Genomic DNA, 19370 nt, shown 5'->3' with positions numbered 1-19370 from the left:
ACAAAAACGCCTCCCTCCTGCACAAAAAAGCCCCGACTCTCACGAGCCGGGGTTTTTTATTGGCGACCTGAACGCGACTACATCTCGACCTGAGTCCCCAGCTCGATAACCCGGTTAAGTGGCAGCTTGAAGAAGCGCAAGTTGCTGTTGGCGTTCTTGAGCATGAACGCGAACAATCCCTCGCGCCAACGCGCCATACCCACCAGCTTGGACGCAATCACCGTCTCCCGGCTAAGGAAGTAAGTGGTACGCATAGGGCTGAAATCCAGCTCATCGAGATGGCACAGCTTCAGCGCCTCAGGCACATCCGGCTCGTCCATGAAACCAAAGTGCAGGATCACCCGAAAGAAGCCATCTCCATACGAATCCACCTCGAAACGCCGCGAAGCAGGAACCCGGGGCGAATCTTCGTTGACCACCGTCAGCAATACCACTTGCTCGTGCAGCACCTGGTTATGCAGCAGGTTGTGCAACAGCGCATGGGGCACCGCGTCCGGACGGGCCGTCAGAAACACCGCAGTCCCTTGAACCCGGTGCGGCGGTTGTACCCGGATACTGCTGATAAACAGCGGCAAGGGCAGCGCACTTTCGTCAAGGCGATCCACCAGCAGTTGCTTGCCGCGACGCCAAGTGGTCATCAGGATAAACAGCACAATCCCCGCCAGCACCGGGAAGGCCCCGCCCTGCACAATTTTGGGTACGTTGGCGGCAAAGAACAGACCGTCCACCAACAGAAAGCCAATCAGTACAGGCACTGCCAGAATCGGCGGCCACTTCCACAGCAACAGCATCACCGCCGACACCAGAATGCTGGTGATCAGCATGGTGCCGGTCACCGCCACCCCGTAGGCCGACGCCAGGGCCCCCGAGGATTCAAAGCCCAGCACCAGCAAAATCACCCCGACCATCAGCGACCAGTTCACCGCACCGATGTAAATCTGCCCCTGCTCGGCACTGGAGGTGTGCTGGATATGCATGCGCGGGATATAACCGAGCTGAATCGCCTGGTGGGTCAGGGAGAAGGCCCCGGAAATCACCGCCTGGGAGGCAATCACCGTGGCCAGCGTGGCCAGGCCTACCAGAGGAATCAGCGCCCAGGCGGGTGCCAGCAAATAGAACGGGTTTCGGGCAGCCTCGGGGTTTTCCAGGAGCAAGGCACCCTGCCCGAAGTAATTGAGCACCAACGCAGGCAACACCAGGATGAACCAGGCCCGGGCAATCGGCTTGCGCCCAAAGTGGCCCATGTCGGCATACAGCGCTTCAGCGCCGGTCAACGCCAGCACCACGGCGCCCAGAATGGCCACGCCCATGCCGGGGTGCGAGACGAAGAAACGCACGCCCCACACGGGGTTCAGCGCATTGAGCACCTCAGGATGTTGAGCGATGCCATGAATACCGAGCCCGCCCAACACGACGAACCACAGCACCATGATCGGACCGAACAGCTTGCCCAGAGTGGCGGTGCCACGGCGCTGGATCAAAAACAGCGCCACCAGCACGATCAGGGCCAGCGGCACGACCCAGCGCTCCAGCCCGCTGAACGCCAGTTCAAGCCCTTCGACCGCTGACAATACCGAGATCGCCGGAGTAATCATGCTATCGCCGTAAAACAGCGAAGCACCGATCAGCCCCAGGATCACCAACACCGAACGCAGCTTGGGATAGGGCGAAGCAGCACGCCGTGCCAATGCGGTCAGGGCCATGATGCCGCCCTCACCTTCGTTGTCTGCCCGCAGAATGAACAGCACATACTTGATCGAGACCACCCAGATCAGCGACCACAGGATCAACGCCAGAATCCCGAACACACCGTCATGGTTGACTTGCACTCCATACCCGCCGGAAAACACCTCCTTGAGGGTGTACAGGGGGCTGGTACCAATATCGCCGTACACCACGCCGACCGCTGCAACCAGCATCCCTATGGGCCTGGCCTTTGAGTGACCGTCTTCTGCCGCCTGACTACTTGCCTGCCCCATCAACCACCCCTACGACCATGGACCGCGTTTCTTAATGGTTTGCGCTACATTTGATCAGCAGCATGCGCTGATTTTGCGAATCTGATCCACGAAATTCGGGTGATTGAAAACCCTGTTTTCGCGACGGCGCGCAGCATAGCGCAGCACTCGTCGTAAATCCCCGTATAACGCTGGTCAAGTACGTTGACCATAGCTAAAATTGCGCACTTTTTTTGATCAGAGGCGCACAAGAGCCTGTTACTGCTTGGTTGATCATTTCAACAAAGCGCCAGCAGGCCCAAAGCGCCCGTTCGTCGTGCAGCCTTTACGGGCATGTAACGTCACTACATACCGAGGTTCGCCATGTCCACCGTTACCACCAAGCCAGCCAACCCGAAGGTTGGCTTTGTTTCCCTGGGTTGCCCGAAAGCGCTGGTCGACTCCGAACGCATCCTTACGCAGCTGCGTATGGAAGGCTACGACGTCGTCTCCACCTACCAGGACGCTGACGTCGTTGTGGTCAACACCTGCGGCTTCATCGACAGCGCGAAAGCTGAATCCCTGGAAGTGATCGGTGAAGCGATCAAGGAAAACGGCAAGGTCATCGTGACCGGCTGCATGGGTGTCGAAGAAGGCAACATCCGCAACGTACACCCAAGCGTGCTCGCCGTGACCGGCCCGCAGCAGTACGAGCAAGTGGTCAACGCCGTGCACCAGGTAGTGCCACCGCGCCAGGATCACAACCCGCTGATCGATCTGGTGCCGCCTCAAGGCATCAAGCTGACGCCGCGTCACTACGCCTACCTGAAGATTTCCGAAGGCTGCAACCACAGCTGCAGCTTCTGCATCATCCCGTCGATGCGTGGCAAGCTGGTCAGCCGTCCGGTGGGCGACGTCCTCGACGAAGCCCAGCGCCTGGTCAAGGCTGGCGTAAAAGAACTGCTGGTGATTTCCCAGGACACCAGCGCCTACGGCGTTGATGTGAAGTACCGTACCGGTTTCTGGAACGGCGCCCCGGTCAAGACCCGCATGACCGAACTCTGCGAAGCGCTTAGCTCGCTGGGTGTGTGGGTCCGCCTGCACTACGTTTACCCGTACCCGCACGTTGACGAACTGATCCCGCTGATGGCCGCCGGCAAGATCCTGCCGTACCTGGACATCCCGTTCCAGCACGCCAGCCCCAAAGTGCTCAAGGCCATGAAACGCCCTGCGTTTGAAGACAAGACCCTGGCCCGCATCAAAAACTGGCGCGTGATCTGTCCGGACCTGATTATCCGTTCGACCTTCATCGTCGGCTTCCCGGGTGAAACCGAAGAAGACTTCCAGTACCTGCTCGACTGGCTGACCGAAGCGCAACTGGATCGCGTGGGTTGCTTCCAGTACTCGCCAGTAGAAGGCGCCCCCGCCAACCTGCTGGACGCGGCCATCGTGCCGGACGACGTCAAGCAGGATCGCTGGGACCGCTTCATGGCCCACCAACAGGCCATCAGCGCCGCTCGCCTGCAGATGAAAATCGGCAAGGAAATCGAAGTCCTGATCGACGAAGTTGATGAGCAAGGCGCTGTTGGCCGCTGCTTCTTCGACGCACCGGAAATCGACGGCAACGTGTTTATCGCTACCGAAAAAGACATCAAGCCGGGTGACAAGATCATGTGTCGCGTCACCGACGCCGACGAGTATGACTTGTGGGCTGAAGTGATCTAAACCGCGACTGCCCCTCAAAAAGCCCTGCCGCTCTCGCGCCAGGGCTTTTTTTACGGCTATCGTTAATCCATTGCTATCCCTACCTGTGTCAGGAGACACGCTTGATGCAACAACAATGGGTTATTCATACGCCACGCCTTACGGACTTCGAAGAACTGACCGACGTGTGGGAAGCATCGGTACGGGCCACCCACGACTTTTTGCCTGACAGCTATATCCAACTGTTACGTGGTCTGGTCAAAGATCAATACCTGGATGCCGTGATGCTGATCTGCTGCAAGGATCCCGTCAGCAAACGCATAACCGGCTTTGCGGGCGTAGCGGGAGGCAAGGTGGAAATGCTGTTTATCCACCCCGATTACCGGGGACAAGGCATAGGCAGGTGCCTGCTGATGTTCGCCATCAACGAACTGAATGCCGAGCGCCTCGACGTCAACGAGCAGAACCCGCAAGCCATTGGCTTCTACCTCAAGCAAGGTTTTGAGGTCACCGGGCGCTGCGAAAAAGACGGCCTGGGCCAACCTTATCCATTGCTGCACCTGCGGTATAAACGCCCAGCACGTGCATAAGGCAAATGTTGCCGGGCTTAACCGGCGCCAGGCGGGTACAATAGCCGCCCAATTCCTATACGGCCCCTGTCATGTCTGAACCGATACGTCTCTCCAAACGCCTCATCGAACTCGTCGGCTGCTCCCGCCGTGAGGCCGAACTGTTCATTGAAGGTGGCTGGGTCACGGTAGATGGCGAAGTCATCGACGAGCCGCAATTCAAGGTCGACAACCAAAAAGTCGAGCTGGACCCAGAGGCCAAGGCTACTGCGCCAGAGCCGGTGACCATCTTGTTGAACGCCCCGGCGGGCCTGGACACTGACAGCGCCCTGGCGTTGATCGGCCCTGAAACCCTGAGCGAGGAGCACCGTTTCGGCAAGCGCCCGCTAAAAGGCCACTTCCTGCGCCTGAGCGTTGGCAACGAGCTGCAAGCCAACGCCAGCGGCCTGCTGGTGTTTACTCAAGACTGGAAAATCGTGCGCAAGCTGACGGCCGATGCCAACAAGATCGAGCAGGAGTACGTGGTTGAAGTCTCTGGCGAGATGGCACCCCACGGTTTGAACCGCCTCAATCACGGCATGACCTACAAGGGTCGCGAGCTGCCTGCGGTCAAGGCCAGCTGGCAGAGTGAAAACCGCCTGCGCTTTGCGATGAAAAATCCGCAGCCGGGGGTCATTGCACTCTTCTGCCAGGCCGTCGGCCTGACGGTCATCTCTATCCGCCGGATCCGTATTGGTGGCGTGTCGATGGGTAAATTGCCCGTTGGCCAATGGCGCTACATGAGCGCCAAAGAAAAGTTCTAAGCCCCACACCGAACATTTCGACACCGCAGCAATGCCTGCGGTGCTCACTGCTGAATATCAGGATTACCCACATGATTCATAACGACGTACTGCGTAGCGTGCGCTACATGCTCGACATCAGCGACAACAAGGTTGTCGAAATCATCAAACTTGGTGGTCTTGAAGTCACCAAGGAAGACGTACTGACCTACCTGAAAAAAGACGAAGAAGAAGGTTTTGTTCGTTGCCCTGACGACGTGATGGCGCACTTTCTCGATGGCTTGGTGATCTTCAAGCGCGGCAAGGACGAAAGCCGTGCACCGATGCCTGTTGAGCTGCCGGTGACCAACAACATCATCCTGAAAAAACTGCGCGTGGCCTTCGAACTCAAGGAAGACGACATGCACGCCATCCTCAAGGCTGCTGGTTTCCCGGTATCCAAGCCTGAGCTGAGCGCCTTGTTCCGCAAGTTCGGCCACACCAACTACCGCACCTGTGGCGACCAGTTGCTGCGCAACTTCCTGAAAGGCCTGACCCTGCGCGTTCGCGACTGAAAACACTATCGCTTTTGTAGTCGCTGCCGCAGGCTGCGATAAGATCTGAAAGATCTTCAAGTCCTTATCTACCAAGGGCCGCTGCCGCAGCCCATCGCAGCCTGCGGCAGCGACTACAAGGTTTCTTTCGATGACCTATACCGTCTCCCCCATCGGATTTGTGCGCTCCTGCTTCAAGGAGAAGTTCGCGATCCCCCGTCAGCCGCAACTGGCTCCGGCCGCCCGTGGCGTGCTGGAACTGGTCGCGCCTTTCGATCAGGGCGATGCGGTACAAGGGCTGGAGCAGGTCAGTCATGTCTGGCTTTTGTTCGTGTTCCATCAAGCGCTCGAAGACAAACCCCGGCTAAAAGTACGCCCGCCACGGCTGGGCGGTAACAAGTCGATGGGCGTGTTTGCAACCCGCGCCACCCACCGCCCGAATGGCATCGGCCAGTCTGTGGTCAAGCTGGACAAGGTTGAAGCCAATCGCCTGTTGATCTCAGGTATCGACCTGCTCGACGGCACGCCGATTCTCGATATCAAACCCTATGTGCCTTACGCGGACATCATTGCCGATGCCAGCAATGGCATGGCCAGCGCGGCACCGGTGTTGATTCCCGTGGTATGGGCCGATACGGCCCTGCAGCAGGCTCATACACAGGCTCTACGCCTCCAGGAGCCGCTGGTGGCACTGATTGAGCAATGCCTGGCGCAAGACCCGCGCCCGGCCTACCAGACGCCCACCCCCGAACGAGAGTACGGCGCGCAGTTCTGGGATCTGGACGTACGCTGGCATTACCCTGAACCCGGCATGATCCGGGTGCTTGAGGTAATTCCCAAGCAGTGATCTGAAACGCAATGTGGGAGCGGGCTTGCTCGCGATTGTGGAGTTCCAGTCACCGCACAGGTGTCTGAAAGACCGATATCGCGAGCAAGCCCGCTCCCACATTTTTTTGATCGGTGCGGTTTACTTCTCGACGAAGGCGCGCTCGATCAGATAGTCACCCGGCTCACGCATACGTGGCGAAACTTTCAGGCCGAAGCTGTTCAGCACTTCGCTGGTTTCGTCGAGCATGCTCGGGCTGCCGCACAACATGGCACGGTCGTCCTGCGGGTTGATTGGAGGCAGACCGATGTCGCTGAACAGTTTGCCGCTGCGCATCAGATCGGTCAGACGGCCTTCGTTCTCGAACGGCTCGCGGGTCACGGTTGGGTAGTAGATCAGCTTTTCACGCAGCGCTTCGCCGAAGAACTCGTTCTGTGGCAGGTGCTCGGTGATGAACTCGCGGTAGGCGACTTCATTGACGTAACGCACGCCGTGGCACAGGATCACTTTTTCGAAACGCTCGTAGGTTTCCGGGTCCTGGATGACGCTCATAAATGGCGCCAAGCCAGTACCGGTGCTGAGCAGGTACAGATGCTTGCCCGGCTTCAAGTCGTCCAGCACCAGCGTACCCGTAGGTTTTTTGCTGATGATGATCTCGTCGCCTTCCTTCAAGTGCTGCAACTGGGAGGTCAGAGGGCCATCCGGCACCTTGATGCTGAAGAACTCCAGATGCTCTTCCCAGTTCGGGCTGGCGATCGAGTAGGCACGCATAAGCGGACGGCCGTTGGGCTGTTGCAGGCCGATCATCACGAACTGACCGTTCTCGAAGCGCAGACCCGGGTCGCGGGTGCACTTGAAGCTGAACAGGGTGTCGTTCCAGTGATGAACACTGAGGACACGTTCGTGGTTCATGTTGCTCATGTACGGGGCTCCTAATTTCGCCTGCGCTGACTATGGGCGCGATTGCACAGCATTCTAATGGCGGCGACAATATCTGTTAACTGAATTATCAAGATAAGGGTTATCGGTTATATCGATATGCGATTTACTCTCAGACAACTCCAGGTGTTCGTTGCCGTCGCCCAACAAGAGAGCGTGTCTCGCGCTGCTGGTTTGTTGGCCCTTTCACAATCTGCTGCCAGTACCTCGATTACCGAGCTGGAGCGCCAAACCAGCTGCCAGCTGTTCGATCGTGCGGGCAAGCGTTTAAGCCTTAATGCTCTGGGCCGCCAACTGCTGCCTCAGGCCGTCGCCCTGCTGGATCAGGCCAAGGAAATCGAAGACCTGCTCAACGGCAAATCCGGCTTTGGCTCATTGACCGTGGGCGCCACACTGACCATCGGCAACTATCTGGCGACCCTGCTGATAGGCAGCTTCATGCAGGCGCACCCTGAAAGTCAGGTCAAGCTGGTGGTTCAAAATACAGCCCATATCGTGCAACAAGTCGCCCATTACGAAATTGACCTGGGTCTGATCGAAGGCGATTGCGCTCATCCGGACATCGAAGTCCAGAGCTGGGTAGAGGATGAACTGGTGGTTTTCTGCGCTCCGCAGCATCCGCTGGCGGTTCGTGGTCACGCCACACTGGAAGAGTTGACCCGTGAAGCGTGGATTTTGCGCGAGCAGGGCTCCGGCACCCGCCTGACGTTCGATCAGGCCATGCGCCATCACCAAACTGCGCTCAATATTCGCCTGGAGCTGGAGCACACTGAAGCGATCAAACGGGCGGTGGAGTCGGGACTGGGCATTGGATGCATCTCACGCCTGGCGTTGCGCGACGCTTTTCGCCGCGGCAGCCTGGTCGCCGTGGAAACACCTGACCTGGATCTGGCCCGACAGTTTTTCTTTATCTGGCACAAAAAGAAGTATCAGACGTCTGCCATGCGCGAGTTTCTGGAACTGTGCCGCGCCTTCACCGCAGGGGTTCAGCGCAGCGACGAGATCGTATTACCGACCATCGCTTAAAGCAGAATGACCGCCCATACCACGGCAATCATGGTCAGCACCACAAACTGGGCGGCGCTGCCCATGTCCTTGGCATTTTTCGACAATGGGTGCAAGTCGAGGGAGATACGGTCAACCACTGCCTCAATCGCCGAATTCAACAATTCCACAATCAATGCCAACAGGCATACCGCGATCAGCAAGGCCCGCTCTACCCGGCTCACATTCAGCAGGAAGCTCAGCGGGATCAATATCACGTTCAGCAGCACTAACTGGCGAAAAGCCGCCTCGCCAGTAAAGGCTGCGCGCATACCGTCCAGCGAGTAACCGCTGGCATTCAAAATCCGTTTAAATCCGGTTTTACCCTTGAAAGGCGACATAGATTGGCAACTGCGCAAAAAAATGAGAAAGGGACGCTAGTTCACGCCTCGTCAAAAAAGCGTGAAGGCTCGCAGGTTAATGGCTCGAAATTGATTCAAGTTGCTGCAAGAGTAGCGCGGCCTGGGTTCGTGTGCGAACTCCCAGCTTGCGGAAAATCGCGGTCACGTGGGCCTTGATGGTTGCTTCGGAAACGCTCAGCTCATAGGCGATCTGTTTGTTCAACAAACCTTCACACACCATGGTCAGCACCCGGAACTGCTGTGGAGTCAAGCTGGCCAGGCCTTCGCTGGCGGCCTTGGCCTCAGCCGACACCTGAACTTCTTCAAACGCCTGGGGCGGCCAGCTCACATCACCATCCAGCACCGCGCGCACGGCTTTTTGAATCTCATCCAGCGAGCTGGATTTTGGGATAAAACCACTGGCGCCAAATTCCCGCGACCGCACCATGATCGAGGCTTCTTCCTGAGCTGAAACCATCACTACCGGGATCTGCGGGTATTGACCACGCAACAACACCAGTCCGGAGAAACCGTAAGCGCCCGGCATGTTCAAGTCGAGCAGCACCAGATCCCAATCGGCCTTGATTGCCAGCTGTGTTTCAAGCTCAGCAATACTGGCAACCTCAACCAGGCGAACATCAGAGCCCAGCCCAATGCTCACAGCCTGGTGCAAGGCACTGCGAAACAGCGGATGGTCGTCGGCAATCAGGATTTCGTATGTGGCCATTTTTTAAATGATCCTGTTTTTCAGGCGAGCCCTGATGAATTCCAGCACTCGCTAAGGCAACTCGAGCAATAGCTCAAAGACTAGGGGTCAAAGGGCGCGATTTACGCTAAACGTCGGCAAATATAAGTGTTTTAGCAGCTACTGCAGCCGAATCGGCGCCAAGCATGCCCAGCGAAACGGGGGTGGTCAAGTTGAAAACCTGACGCCTGGGTCCAAGGGGAAGCTATCACGGCGCCATCATCCAAATACGAACAATGGCACTCGCTTGCATCTGCCGGAAAAGTGTAGCGCTACTTCTTTAGTCTATTGAGCCCGATTCCGGGGAAGGTCTTTTACAAAAACGCCCAGTTCCTGGTGTGCGACGCTGGATTCATTCATCGGCAGCTGGTTTTTCGCGTCCAGGTAATGCTGGCTGAACACATCGAAATAGGCATCCAGCGCACTTGAAGCCTCGGTATCGCCGGCCAGCTCAAGGCATAAACTGGCCACTTCTGCGGTACACAGATGCTCACTTCGTGTGGAGCGCCGCAGCCGGTAGCGCGACAGCCTTTCAGGCAGCAGGCTCAAAATAGGCAAGGCATCGAAATACGGGCTTTTACGAAAGATCTTGCGGGCTTCGGTCCAGGTTGCATCCAGCAGGATAAACAGCGGGCGCTTGCTGCTGTCCAGGTCCACCGTGTGCGTTACCCGCTCAGGGGCGACGTACTCACCGGGAAACACCAGATAAGGCTGCCACTGCGGATCGGACAGCAATGCCAGCAGTGCATCGTCGGTCTCGGTTCGCGACCAGATAAAGGCAAAGTTGTCGCTGACTACGTCCGCAATCAACCAACCTGTATTGCTGGGTTTGAACACTTCCTTTTTAGTCATGACCAAACACACACCCGAGCGCGTGCTGACCTTTGGCCGCCAGTTGCACAGGCAGTGGCTTTCAATCACGCGACAGGTATGGCAACGCGGGGCACGTGAGCCACGCGCCAGGTAAGGCTTGGTGCTCTCCTCTTCGCGCTCGTCTCGTAAACGGGCTACAGAATTCGGGGGAAAGGTCGTCAGGGTCATGGATTTTTACTTAAAGGCGCCAACCGTCCATTTGCCAGAATTGGCACACCAACGGATTCACAAGAGAAAGGCGGCAAGTTTAACAGAGGCGCAGTAACAGGGCGCGAATCCATGACCTTTGGCATTTCCTGCCAACTCATGCTGACCTATACTCCTGCGCCACTGAACGCACAGATATGTGGCCGGTCTAAGCCTGCGTCACTGAAATCAGGAGAGTTTCATGCTGCGCCATATCATTCCGACCGTCGCTCTTATGCTTGCACTGCCTCTGGCTGCCCAAGCGGCTTCTCTCAAGGATTTTGAGTTGAACAAAACCCTGCTCAAGGTTGCCGCGAAAAGCAATGAAGGCAAACCACGGGCTATCAATGCGGACCTGTTGGACAAAGGCTTTACGGTAGACGGCACTGTTTTGATCAACAATCTGGAGGCCAGCCCTACATTGTCCGCCCAGATGCGCTCCAATCCTGAAGAAACAGTCCCGCAACTGGGTCGCAGTGTTTGCAGCAACGCAGGTTTCCGCACCCTGATGGCTCAAGGTGCGACGCTGCGCTACAGCTTCAAGGAATACAAAACCAACAGTCCGGTCCTGATCCAGGATTTCCGGGCTGAAAACTGCCAGCGCAAAAAGTAACCTCGCTGACACGCCGTACCTCCCGGTACGGCGCATGAGCCTGCCACAGGCCTCGACACTACGTTCCCCCGCATGACCTCCTCGCACCAAACTCCATGTAGGTCAGGCAATTAGCTATTGCCAGCCAAGACATCCCGGGACCATCATCGAACCATCATGGTTGACACTCTGTGTCTCTGCGGCTGCCCACCTGCGCCGCCTTCAAGGATGTTGTGTAGAAGGAGAAATACATGCCTGATCAATCCAATGACACCCTGACGCTGCACTTCCAGGAACAGGGGCTGGATCTTGCTCATGAAGTCGACGAGCAACTGCAACGGGTCGCCCCCGACAGCCCGAACCGGGCGCTTTACCGAGAAATGTTGCTGACCGTGTTGCGCATGGCCCACGACGATCTTGATCGCTGGAATGCCAAAATCACCCTGCAAGCCATCCGCGAGCTCGAAAAAACCTTTCGAACTCTGGAGCAGTTCAAGGGGCGACGCAAAGTCACGGTCTTCGGCTCGGCCAGAACCCCTATCGAACACCCGCTCTATGCGCTGGCCCGGGAAATGGGCAGCGTGCTGGCCAAGTCCGACATCATGGTCATTACCGGCGGCGGTGCGGGCATCATGGCCGCAGCCCATGAAGGTGCAGGCCTGGCCCATAGCCTGGGTTTCAACATCACCCTGCCCTTCGAGCAACGGGCCAACCCCACCATCAACGGCACTCCCAATGTGCTGGCGTTTCACTTTTTCTTTACCCGCAAACTGTTTTTCACCAAGGAAGCAGATGCTCTGGTGATGTGCCCGGGCGGCTTTGGCACGCTGGATGAAGTGCTGGAAGTGCTGACACTGATGCAGACCGGCAAGACCCCGCTGGTACCGGTAGTTTTGCTGGATGTGCCAGGCGGTTCGTTTTGGCAGGGGGCACTGGACTTCATTCACAACCAACTGGAGGCCCACCAGTACATTCTGCCCAACGATTTGAAGTTGATGCGCCTGGTACATAGCGCTGAAGAGGCGCTTGCTGAAATCAACCAGTTCTACAACAACTTTCATTCAAGCCGATGGTTGAACAAGACTTTTGTCATCCGCATGAAGCGACCTCTCAGCGCGTTGGCGCTCAAGGCGATACAGAAAGACTTTGCCGATATCTGCTTGAGTGATGGTTTCCATCAACAGGGATATTGCAGCTTTGAGCATGAAGACCCCAAGTTCAACCACCTTACCTGCCTGGGCTTTGCATTTAGCGGGCGCAATCAGGGGCGGTTGCGCGAACTGGTCGATTTTATCAACCTGCCGCAAAACTGGGAGACAGTTGACCGTTCGATTACGTCCTCACAGCCCGCATCCGTAGCGGACTGAAAATACACCCTGTGGGAGCGAGCAGGCTCGCTCCCACAGCGGCTGTCAGTCTTCAAACTCTCGGCCGCTCAACAAGCGGCCGATCATTTCAAGCGGATACCCTCGGTAGCTTAAAAAGCGCCCCTGGCGGGCACGTTCCTTCGCATCGACAGGCAACTGACCGGAAAACTTGCGGCGCCAGGTATCTTCCAGCTGCTCTTGCCAGTTGAAACCAGACTCTCGCAGCGCCTCCTCGATATCCCCACGCACCAGGCCACGCTGGCTAAGCTCTTCGCGAATTCGCAAAGGGCCATAACCTGAACCGGCACGGTAGTTGATATAGCTCTCGAGATAACGAGACTCGGACAACAGCCCCTCTTCCGTCAGACGGTCAAGGGCGGCGTCAATCATGTCGGGGCAAGCCCCGCGCTGACGCAGCTTGCGCGTCAGCTCGACTCGACCGTGCTCGCGTCGCGCGAGCAGGTCCATTGCAGTCCGTCGCACTGCGACGGGGGTATCCAGAACGGCGATCATGATGTCTATCAGTTATCGCTGTCGGTAGCGTTTTCCATTTCTTCAGCTTCAGCCAGTGCTGCAGCTTCTTTGGCAGCCTTGCTCAGTTTTGGCATGACTTTCATTTCTGCCAGCTCAGCGTCGGTCTTTGGCCCCAGCAACTTCTCACGCAGCTGCTTCTCCAGCGCATCCTTGATATCAGGGTTGTCGTCCAGGAACTTGGCGGAGTTGGCCTTGCCCTGACCAATCTTGCTGCCGTTGTAGCTGTACCAGGCACCGGCTTTTTCAACGAAGCCATGCAACACGCCCAGGTCAATCATCTCACCGTTCAGGTAGATGCCCTTGCCGTACAGGATCTGGAACTCGGCCTGACGGAATGGCGGTGCCACCTTGTTCTTGACCACTTTGACGCGGGTTTCGCTGCCTACTACCACATCGCCTTCTTTCACGGCGCCGGTGCGACGGATATCCAGGCGTACCGAAGCGTAGAACTTCAGCGCGTTACCACCGGTAGTGGTTTCCGGGCTGCCGAACATCACGCCGATTTTCATGCGGATCTGGTTGATGAAGATAACCAGGCAGTTGGCGTTCTTGATGTTACCGGTGATTTTACGCAGCGCCTGGGACATCAGACGGGCTTGCAGGCCAACGTGGGTATCGCCCATGTCGCCTTCGATTTCAGCTTTTGGCGTCAGTGCAGCAACGGAGTCGATGATGATCACGTCAACCGCATTGGAACGCACCAGCATGTCGGTGATTTCCAGTGCCTGTTCGCCGGTGTCAGGCTGGGAAACCAGCAGGTCATCAACGTTTACGCCCAGTTTGGCAGCGTACTCAGGGTCAAGGGCGTGCTCTGCGTCGACGAAAGCGCACGTTGCACCCGCTTTTTGCGCCTGTGCAATCACGGACAGGGTAAGCGTGGTTTTACCCGACGACTCTGGACCGTAGATTTCAACAATACGGCCTTTTGGCAAGCCGCCAATGCCCAGTGCGATATCCAGACCCAGGGAGCCCGTGGAGATCGCCGGAACTGCCTGACGCTCCTGGTCGCCCATCAGCATCACGGCACCCTTGCCGAATTGACGTTCGATCTGACCCAGGGCCGCAGCCAAGGCTTTCTTCTTGTTGTCGTCCATTAAAGTCCTCTCGTAATCAATAAGGCCCGACGGCCGATAACTGTATAAGTAGCCAGTATTATTCCACAGGGTTAAACGATCGCCTACCCCTCATTTTTTATTTCTCGTACCGTTCGGCGTATTAAGCCTTCCAGAGCGGCAATCACCGTTTGCTGGCGTACCTCTTCGCGGTCACCGGGGAAGTGCCTGCGCTCGGTCGTCACCTGATCACCATCGCCCCACGCCAGCCAGACGGTGCCGACCGGCTTCTCTGGCGAACCGCCACCCGGGCCGGCAACGCCACTCACGGCGACGGCAAATCGAGCCCCGCTTTGCACCTGCGCACCACGCACCATCGCCTCAACCACCTCGCGACTGACCGCTCCCACCTGAGTGAACAAGGGCTCGGGGACATTCAGTTGCCTGGTTTTTTGCTGGTTGGAGTAGGTCACGAATCCCGCCTCAAACCAGGCGGAGCTGCCGGCGATGCGGGTGATGGCTTCAGCGATGCCGCCGCCGGTGCAGGATTCGGCGGTCGTCACCTGGGCATTAAGAGCCTGTAACAGCAGCCCAAGTTCAGTCGCAAGTTGAGATATTCGGTCCACGGTCCTCTCCTGATGGGCGCGTCTGCGCCATAACCTACACCAAAATAGCGTCTGCTATGGCTCGATCCGCGAGTCGCCAGCCGAACCATCGACCCCAAGCCGCCTGGCGGCCCAGCGCTGGTACAGGCTGATGGCCGCATCCGCACCGGCCAGCGCGGTCAGGCACCCCAGTGCACCGGCCGCCAGAATCGACATCCCTGCCGAGTACAGCAGCATGAAGGTCGACACACCGCACACCATGCATGCCCCCGAACGCAGCGCCAGGCGCCGCAACAGCAACCATCCGCTTGCTCCGTCCTTGTCCGCCCGCCACATCTCACCAAAAACACCGCCCACCAAGGCAAGAAGGATGACCAGTAAAACCGGCATTTCCAGCAAAACCTGCGGCTCATTAATCATGTCATCACTCCTGTGTCCTTATTGATAAGCGCCAATTTCTGGCTCGGGCTGTACAGCGGGCGCCCTCTGTTACGCCACATCCCTGCTTGAGTTACATCGTGGACCGCCATGCAGCAAAGACTATGCATGTATGGATATACAGTCAATGCACCAGTGCATATATTTATTCGGATGATTTCAGCAAGCCGAAAAAAGCCAACAATTACGGCGTGAATGGTCTTTTTGATGACGAAAAAAAACCCACTGACTTGTGGGTTGCTTCTTAAATGTGAGGGTTAACGTGCGTACATGCCCCACCAGAATACATGCCCGAGGATCACCAACTGCTCATCCTCCATATCGTTGTAGGCGTAATCCTCATCGGGGAACTCATCGCGATTGAAGCTGCGCAAACGGAGCCCTCCCGCCAGGCGATACAGTTGTTTGACCCGCAACTGACCATTGTGATTGACCGCATAGAGGTCGCCATCAATGACTTCCTCCAGCGTACGCTTGCCAGCATTGACCCCGACCGTAGCGCCATCGCGCAGAACGGGCAGCATGCTGTCACCGCGCACGGTCACGCATTTGGCCTGATCGAATTCCACACCGTTATGACGCAGGCTGCGTTTGCCGAAACGCAGCCTGGCGCGCTCGCTCTCTTCAATGGCAAAACGCCCGGAGCCCGCTGCCAGTTCGACCTGGCGCAAAAACGGAATGGACACTTCATCGTCCGCCACCGGGGTATCGTCGTCCCACAGGCAAATATCGCGCAGCTCAGGGTGATGCAAGCCGGCTTCTGACGCGGCAAACGTACAGGGGTCATCCCGGCCACGCAGACGATCGGTGCTGATGTGGAAATACTCGGCGATTTTGGAGATATGTCTGTCGGAAGGATCGACAATTTTACCGCTCAAAATACGTGACAACGTGGGCTGCGGCACCCCAGTGCTACGGTGCAGCGCCATCGCGCTGATTCCGTGCCGGGCAAGCAGCTCTTTAAGGACGGTTGAAACAGTTCGTTTGGACATGACGGCAATAGTGCTGGCCGTGTTTATTGATGGCAAATGCTATTTCTTCTATTTATAGCCACGCGCAAGCGCTCCTCCTTGCGCACCTGTAGATGCAAGGGGCTGACATGTTAACCTTGCGCCCATTGCGAAAACCTCAGGCCACGGCCTGCCTTTCCCCCACTTCTGAACGAATCCGCCTAAGCCCTGATGAGTAAAAATACTTCCGACCTGTCCAGCCACACGCCGATGATGCAGCAGTACTGGCGCCTGAAGAATCAGCACCCTGATCAGCTGATGTTCTATCGCATGGGCGATTTCTACGAAATCTTCTACGAAGACGCGAAGAAAGCCGCCAAATTGCTGGATATCACACTCACGGCACGTGGTCAGTCTGCAGGCCAGGCGATCCCGATGTGCGGGATTCCTTACCATGCAGCTGAAGGCTATCTGGCCAAGCTGGTCAAGCTTGGCGAGTCGGTGGTGATTTGTGAGCAGGTCGGCGACCCGGCCACCAGCAAGGGGCCGGTTGATCGTCAGGTCGTGCGTATCATCACGCCGGGGACGGTCAGTGATGAGGCTCTGATGGATGAGCGCCGCGACAACCTGATTGCCGCCGTGCTCGGCGATGAGCGCTTGTTTGGCCTCGCCGTTCTGGACATCACCAGCGGTAACTTCTCGGTACTGGAGATCAAGGGCTGGGAAAACCTGCTGGCAGAGCTTGAGCGCATCAACCCGGTCGAGCTGATGATTCCCGATGACTGGCCACAAGGCCTGCCGGCCGAAAAACGTCGTGGGGTTCGTCGCCGCGCGCCGTGGGATTTTGAACGCGACTCGGCCCTGAAAAGTCTGTGCCAGCAGTTTTCGACCCAAGACCTTAAAGGCTTTGGCTGCGAAAACCTGACCCTGGCCATTGGCGCCGCAGGTTGCCTGCTCAGCTACGCCAAGGAAACCCAGCGCACGGCCCTGCCCCACTTGCGCAGCCTGCGCCATGAGCGCCTGGACGACACCGTCGTACTGGACGGCGCCAGCCGACGCAATCTGGAGCTGGACACCAACCTCGCGGGCGGACGCGACAACACCTTGCAGTCGGTGGTCGACCGCTGCCAGACCTCGATGGGCAGTCGCTTGCTGACCCGCTGGCTGAACCGTCCGTTGCGCGACCTGAACGTGCTGCTGGCTCGCCAGTCATCGATCACCTGCTTGCTGGACGGCTATCGCTTCGAAAAGCTGCAGCCACAGCTCAAGGAAATCGGCGATCTGGAGCGTATTCTGGCCCGTATCGGCCTGCGCAATGCTCGACCCCGCGATCTGGCACGCCTGCGCGATGCCTTGAACGCATTGCCTGAACTGCAAGATGCAATGATCGGACTCGAAGCGCCGCATCTGCAACAACTGGCCACGACTACCAGCACCTACCCCGAGCTGGGAGCCCTGCTGGAAAAAGCAATCAACGACAATCCGCCAGCCGTGATCCGCGATGGCGGCGTATTGAAAACCGGTTACGACGCCGAGCTCGATGAGCTGCAGTCACTGAGCGAAAACGCCGGGCAGTTCCTGATTGATCTGGAAGCCCGGGAAAAAGCCCGCACCGGCCTGGCCAACCTCAAGGTCGGTTACAACCGGGTACACGGCTACTTTATCGAGTTGCCAAGCAAGCAGGCCGAGCAGGCACCGGCTGATTACATCCGCCGCCAAACGCTCAAGGGCGCCGAACGCTTTATCACCCCGGAGCTCAAAGCCTTCGAAGACAAGGCCCTGTCGGCCAAAAGTCGGGCCCTGGCCCGCGAGAAGATGCTCTACGAAGCACTGCTCGAAGAAATGATCAGCCACCTTGCACCGCTGCAAGACACCGCCGCCGCACTGGCCGAGCTGGATGTGCTGAGCAACCTGGCCGAGCGTGCACTGAACCTGGACTTGAACTGCCCGCGCTTTGTGGACGAGCCGTGCATGCGCATCAGCCAGGGTCGCCACCCGGTGGTCGAGCAAGTACTGACCACCCCATTTGTGGCGAATGATCTGGCGCTGGATGACAACACGCGCATGCTGGTCATCACTGGCCCGAACATGGGCGGTAAATCGACCTACATGCGCCAGACCGCATTGATTGTACTGCTGGCCCACATCGGCAGTTTTGTTCCGGCAGCCAGCTGCGAGCTGTCGCTGGTTGACCGTATCTTCACCCGGATCGGCTCCAGCGATGACCTGGCGGGCGGCCGTTCGACCTTTATGGTCGAGATGAGCGAAACCGCCAACATCTTGCACAACGCCACCGACCGCAGCCTGGTGCTGATGGATGAAGTCGGTCGCGGCACCAGCACCTTCGACGGCTTGTCGCTGGCGTGGGCTGCGGCAGAACGTCTCGCCCAATTACGGGCCTACACCTTGTTCGCCACCCATTACTTCGAGTTGACGGTACTGCCCGAGAACGAACCGCTGGTCGCCAACGTGCACTTGAGCGCAACCGAGCACAACGAACGCATTGTGTTCCTGCACCATGTGTTGCCTGGCCCTGCGAGCCAGAGTTATGGCTTGGCAGTGGCACAGCTTGCGGGTGTTCCAGCCAATGTCATCACCCGTGCCCGCGAGCATTTGAGCCGCCTGGAGACCACCAGTCTGCCCCACGAAGTACCCCCGGCGACCCCTGGCAAAAAGTCGGCACCGCAGCAAAGCGACCTGTTTGCCAGCCTCCCTCACCCGGTGCTGGATGACCTTTCCAGGCTGGATCTGGACAACATTACGCCGCGTAAAGCACTTGATTTGCTCTACACATTAAAGACACGCCTTTAAAAGCTGCTAGAATCGCGCGCGGTTCGGGATGCTACTGACCTTTTAGCCTGGTCTGTAGATATCACTCCCGAACCCGGCGAACCCGTTCTGGAAGGGCTTCGCTGCCGCCGCCTGAGGAGAGAATTAGAAATGACCTTCGTCGTCACCGACAACTGCATCAAGTGCAAGTACACCGACTGCGTAGAAGTCTGTCCGGTGGACTGCTTTTACGAAGGCCCGAACTTCCTGGTGATTCACCCGGATGAGTGCATTGACTGCGCGCTTTGTGAGCCTGAATGCCCTGCACAGGCGATCTTCTCTGAAGATGAAGTGCCTGCTGGCATGGAGAATTTTATTCAGTTGAATGTCGAGCTGGCTGAAATCTGGCCCAACATCACTGAACGCAAAGACCCTCTGCCGGACGCGGCCGAGTGGGATGGCACCCCAGGCAAGATCGCCGACCTGGAACGCTGATTCACGCTTAAGTAAAAAGCCCCGCGAGGGGCTTTTTGCGTTTTGAAGCATCAAACTTTTGTGGGAACGGGCTTGCTCGCGATGGCATC

The 19370-nt window shown here is 57.6% G+C and carries 20 protein-coding genes; 10 read left to right on the top strand and 10 right to left on the bottom strand.

Features of this window, described 5'->3' with window-relative positions:
* Window positions 1-77: 77 nt before the first annotated feature.
* Window positions 78-1979: a potassium transporter Kup gene (locus AACY07_RS05105; protein ID WP_133075812.1), complete on the bottom strand. Its 1902-nt coding sequence runs from the start codon at window positions 1977-1979 to the stop codon at window positions 78-80.
* A gap of 342 nt (window positions 1980-2321) precedes the next feature.
* On the opposite strand from AACY07_RS05105, the gene rimO reads away from it, so the two are divergent.
* The 5 genes from rimO to tsaA all read left to right on the top strand — a co-directional run bounded on the left by rimO (window position 2322) and on the right by tsaA (window position 6372).
* The gene (gene rimO, locus AACY07_RS05100; RefSeq protein ID WP_133075814.1) at window positions 2322-3662 is read left to right on the top strand and encodes a 30S ribosomal protein S12 methylthiotransferase RimO; all 1341 of its coding nucleotides are present in this window, start codon (window positions 2322-2324) and stop codon (window positions 3660-3662) included.
* Window positions 3663-3766: 104 nt separating this feature from the next.
* Window positions 3767-4231 (top strand): GNAT family N-acetyltransferase, encoded by a 465-nt coding sequence (locus AACY07_RS05095; protein ID WP_339473727.1) that lies wholly within the window; start codon window positions 3767-3769, stop codon window positions 4229-4231.
* Window positions 4232-4302: 71 nt separating this feature from the next.
* Window positions 4303-5013 carry an rRNA pseudouridine synthase gene (locus AACY07_RS05090; protein ID WP_133075816.1) on the top strand — a complete coding sequence of 237 codons (711 nt, stop codon included), beginning with the start codon at window positions 4303-4305 and terminating at the stop codon, window positions 5011-5013.
* A 71-nt stretch (window positions 5014-5084) separates the two neighbouring features.
* Entirely contained in the window at window positions 5085-5546 is a 462-nt protein-coding gene (locus AACY07_RS05085; RefSeq protein WP_095003025.1) for a YehS family protein, read from the top strand.
* Between the two features lie 130 nt (window positions 5547-5676).
* Window positions 5677-6372, top strand: coding sequence for a tRNA (N6-threonylcarbamoyladenosine(37)-N6)-methyltransferase TrmO (gene tsaA / locus AACY07_RS05080; protein WP_339473724.1), 696 nt, complete (start codon window positions 5677-5679; stop codon window positions 6370-6372).
* A 120-nt stretch (window positions 6373-6492) separates the two neighbouring features.
* On the opposite strand, the gene fpr is transcribed toward tsaA, so the two are convergent.
* Entirely contained in the window at window positions 6493-7272 is a 780-nt protein-coding gene (fpr, locus tag AACY07_RS05075; RefSeq protein WP_019827846.1) for a ferredoxin-NADP reductase, read from the bottom strand.
* A 117-nt stretch (window positions 7273-7389) separates the two neighbouring features.
* Here fpr and AACY07_RS05070 point away from each other — a divergent pair, with 117 nt between their 5' ends.
* On the top strand, window positions 7390-8316 hold the full coding sequence (locus AACY07_RS05070) for a LysR family transcriptional regulator (protein WP_219260776.1): 927 nt from the start codon (window positions 7390-7392) through the stop codon (window positions 8314-8316).
* On the opposite strand, the gene AACY07_RS05065 is transcribed toward AACY07_RS05070, so the two are convergent.
* From AACY07_RS05065 to AACY07_RS05055, 3 genes are all read right to left on the bottom strand, one after another.
* Window positions 8313-8675 carry a diacylglycerol kinase gene (locus tag AACY07_RS05065; protein WP_133075819.1) on the bottom strand — a complete coding sequence of 121 codons (363 nt, stop codon included), beginning with the start codon at window positions 8673-8675 and terminating at the stop codon, window positions 8313-8315. The two genes, AACY07_RS05070 and AACY07_RS05065, sit on opposite strands and share 4 nt — an antisense overlap.
* A 76-nt stretch (window positions 8676-8751) precedes the next feature.
* A complete protein-coding gene (gene erdR, locus AACY07_RS05060) occupies window positions 8752-9402 on the bottom strand; it encodes a response regulator transcription factor ErdR (RefSeq protein ID WP_019827849.1) in 651 nt (216 codons plus the stop codon).
* 303 nt (window positions 9403-9705) lie between these two features.
* Window positions 9706-10461: a tRNA-uridine aminocarboxypropyltransferase gene (locus AACY07_RS05055; protein WP_133075820.1), complete on the bottom strand. Its 756-nt coding sequence runs from the start codon at window positions 10459-10461 to the stop codon at window positions 9706-9708.
* A gap of 220 nt (window positions 10462-10681) precedes the next feature.
* Here AACY07_RS05055 and AACY07_RS05050 point away from each other — a divergent pair, with 220 nt between their 5' ends.
* Both AACY07_RS05050 and AACY07_RS05045 read left to right on the top strand, forming a co-directional pair.
* Window positions 10682-11092 (top strand): PA3611 family quorum-sensing-regulated virulence factor, encoded by a 411-nt coding sequence (locus tag AACY07_RS05050; RefSeq protein WP_019827851.1) that lies wholly within the window; start codon window positions 10682-10684, stop codon window positions 11090-11092.
* A 230-nt stretch (window positions 11093-11322) separates the two neighbouring features.
* A complete protein-coding gene (locus AACY07_RS05045; RefSeq protein WP_339473721.1) occupies window positions 11323-12438 on the top strand; it encodes an LOG family protein in 1116 nt (371 codons plus the stop codon).
* Between the two features lie 45 nt (window positions 12439-12483).
* On the opposite strand, the gene recX is transcribed toward AACY07_RS05045, so the two are convergent.
* The 5 genes from recX to AACY07_RS05020 all read right to left on the bottom strand — a co-directional run bounded on the left by recX (window position 12484) and on the right by AACY07_RS05020 (window position 16059).
* Entirely contained in the window at window positions 12484-12951 is a 468-nt protein-coding gene (recX, locus tag AACY07_RS05040) for a recombination regulator RecX (protein WP_339473720.1), read from the bottom strand.
* Window positions 12952-12959: 8 nt separating this feature from the next.
* Window positions 12960-14066 (bottom strand): recombinase RecA, encoded by a 1107-nt coding sequence (gene recA / locus AACY07_RS05035; RefSeq protein WP_133075823.1) that lies wholly within the window; start codon window positions 14064-14066, stop codon window positions 12960-12962.
* 83 nt (window positions 14067-14149) lie between these two features.
* A complete protein-coding gene (locus AACY07_RS05030; protein WP_339473718.1) occupies window positions 14150-14650 on the bottom strand; it encodes a CinA family protein in 501 nt (166 codons plus the stop codon).
* A gap of 54 nt (window positions 14651-14704) precedes the next feature.
* On the bottom strand, window positions 14705-15049 hold the full coding sequence (locus AACY07_RS05025; protein ID WP_133075825.1) for a phage holin family protein: 345 nt from the start codon (window positions 15047-15049) through the stop codon (window positions 14705-14707).
* A 275-nt stretch (window positions 15050-15324) separates the two neighbouring features.
* Entirely contained in the window at window positions 15325-16059 is a 735-nt protein-coding gene (locus tag AACY07_RS05020) for a LexA family transcriptional regulator (RefSeq protein WP_133075826.1), read from the bottom strand.
* Window positions 16060-16248: 189 nt separating this feature from the next.
* Between AACY07_RS05020 and mutS the strand changes: the two genes are divergently transcribed.
* Together mutS and fdxA are read left to right on the top strand one after the other, a co-directional pair.
* The gene (gene mutS / locus AACY07_RS05015) at window positions 16249-18828 is read left to right on the top strand and encodes a DNA mismatch repair protein MutS (protein ID WP_326425488.1); all 2580 of its coding nucleotides are present in this window, start codon (window positions 16249-16251) and stop codon (window positions 18826-18828) included.
* Between the two features lie 129 nt (window positions 18829-18957).
* Window positions 18958-19281 carry a ferredoxin FdxA gene (gene fdxA / locus AACY07_RS05010; RefSeq protein WP_133075828.1) on the top strand — a complete coding sequence of 108 codons (324 nt, stop codon included), beginning with the start codon at window positions 18958-18960 and terminating at the stop codon, window positions 19279-19281.
* Window positions 19282-19370 lie beyond the last annotated feature (89 nt).

The organism is Pseudomonas sp. RL_5y_Pfl2_69 (genome assembly GCF_963970465.1).
Lineage (GTDB): Bacteria > Pseudomonadota > Gammaproteobacteria > Pseudomonadales > Pseudomonadaceae > Aquipseudomonas.
This window is presented reverse-complemented; position numbering and strand designations above follow the sequence as displayed.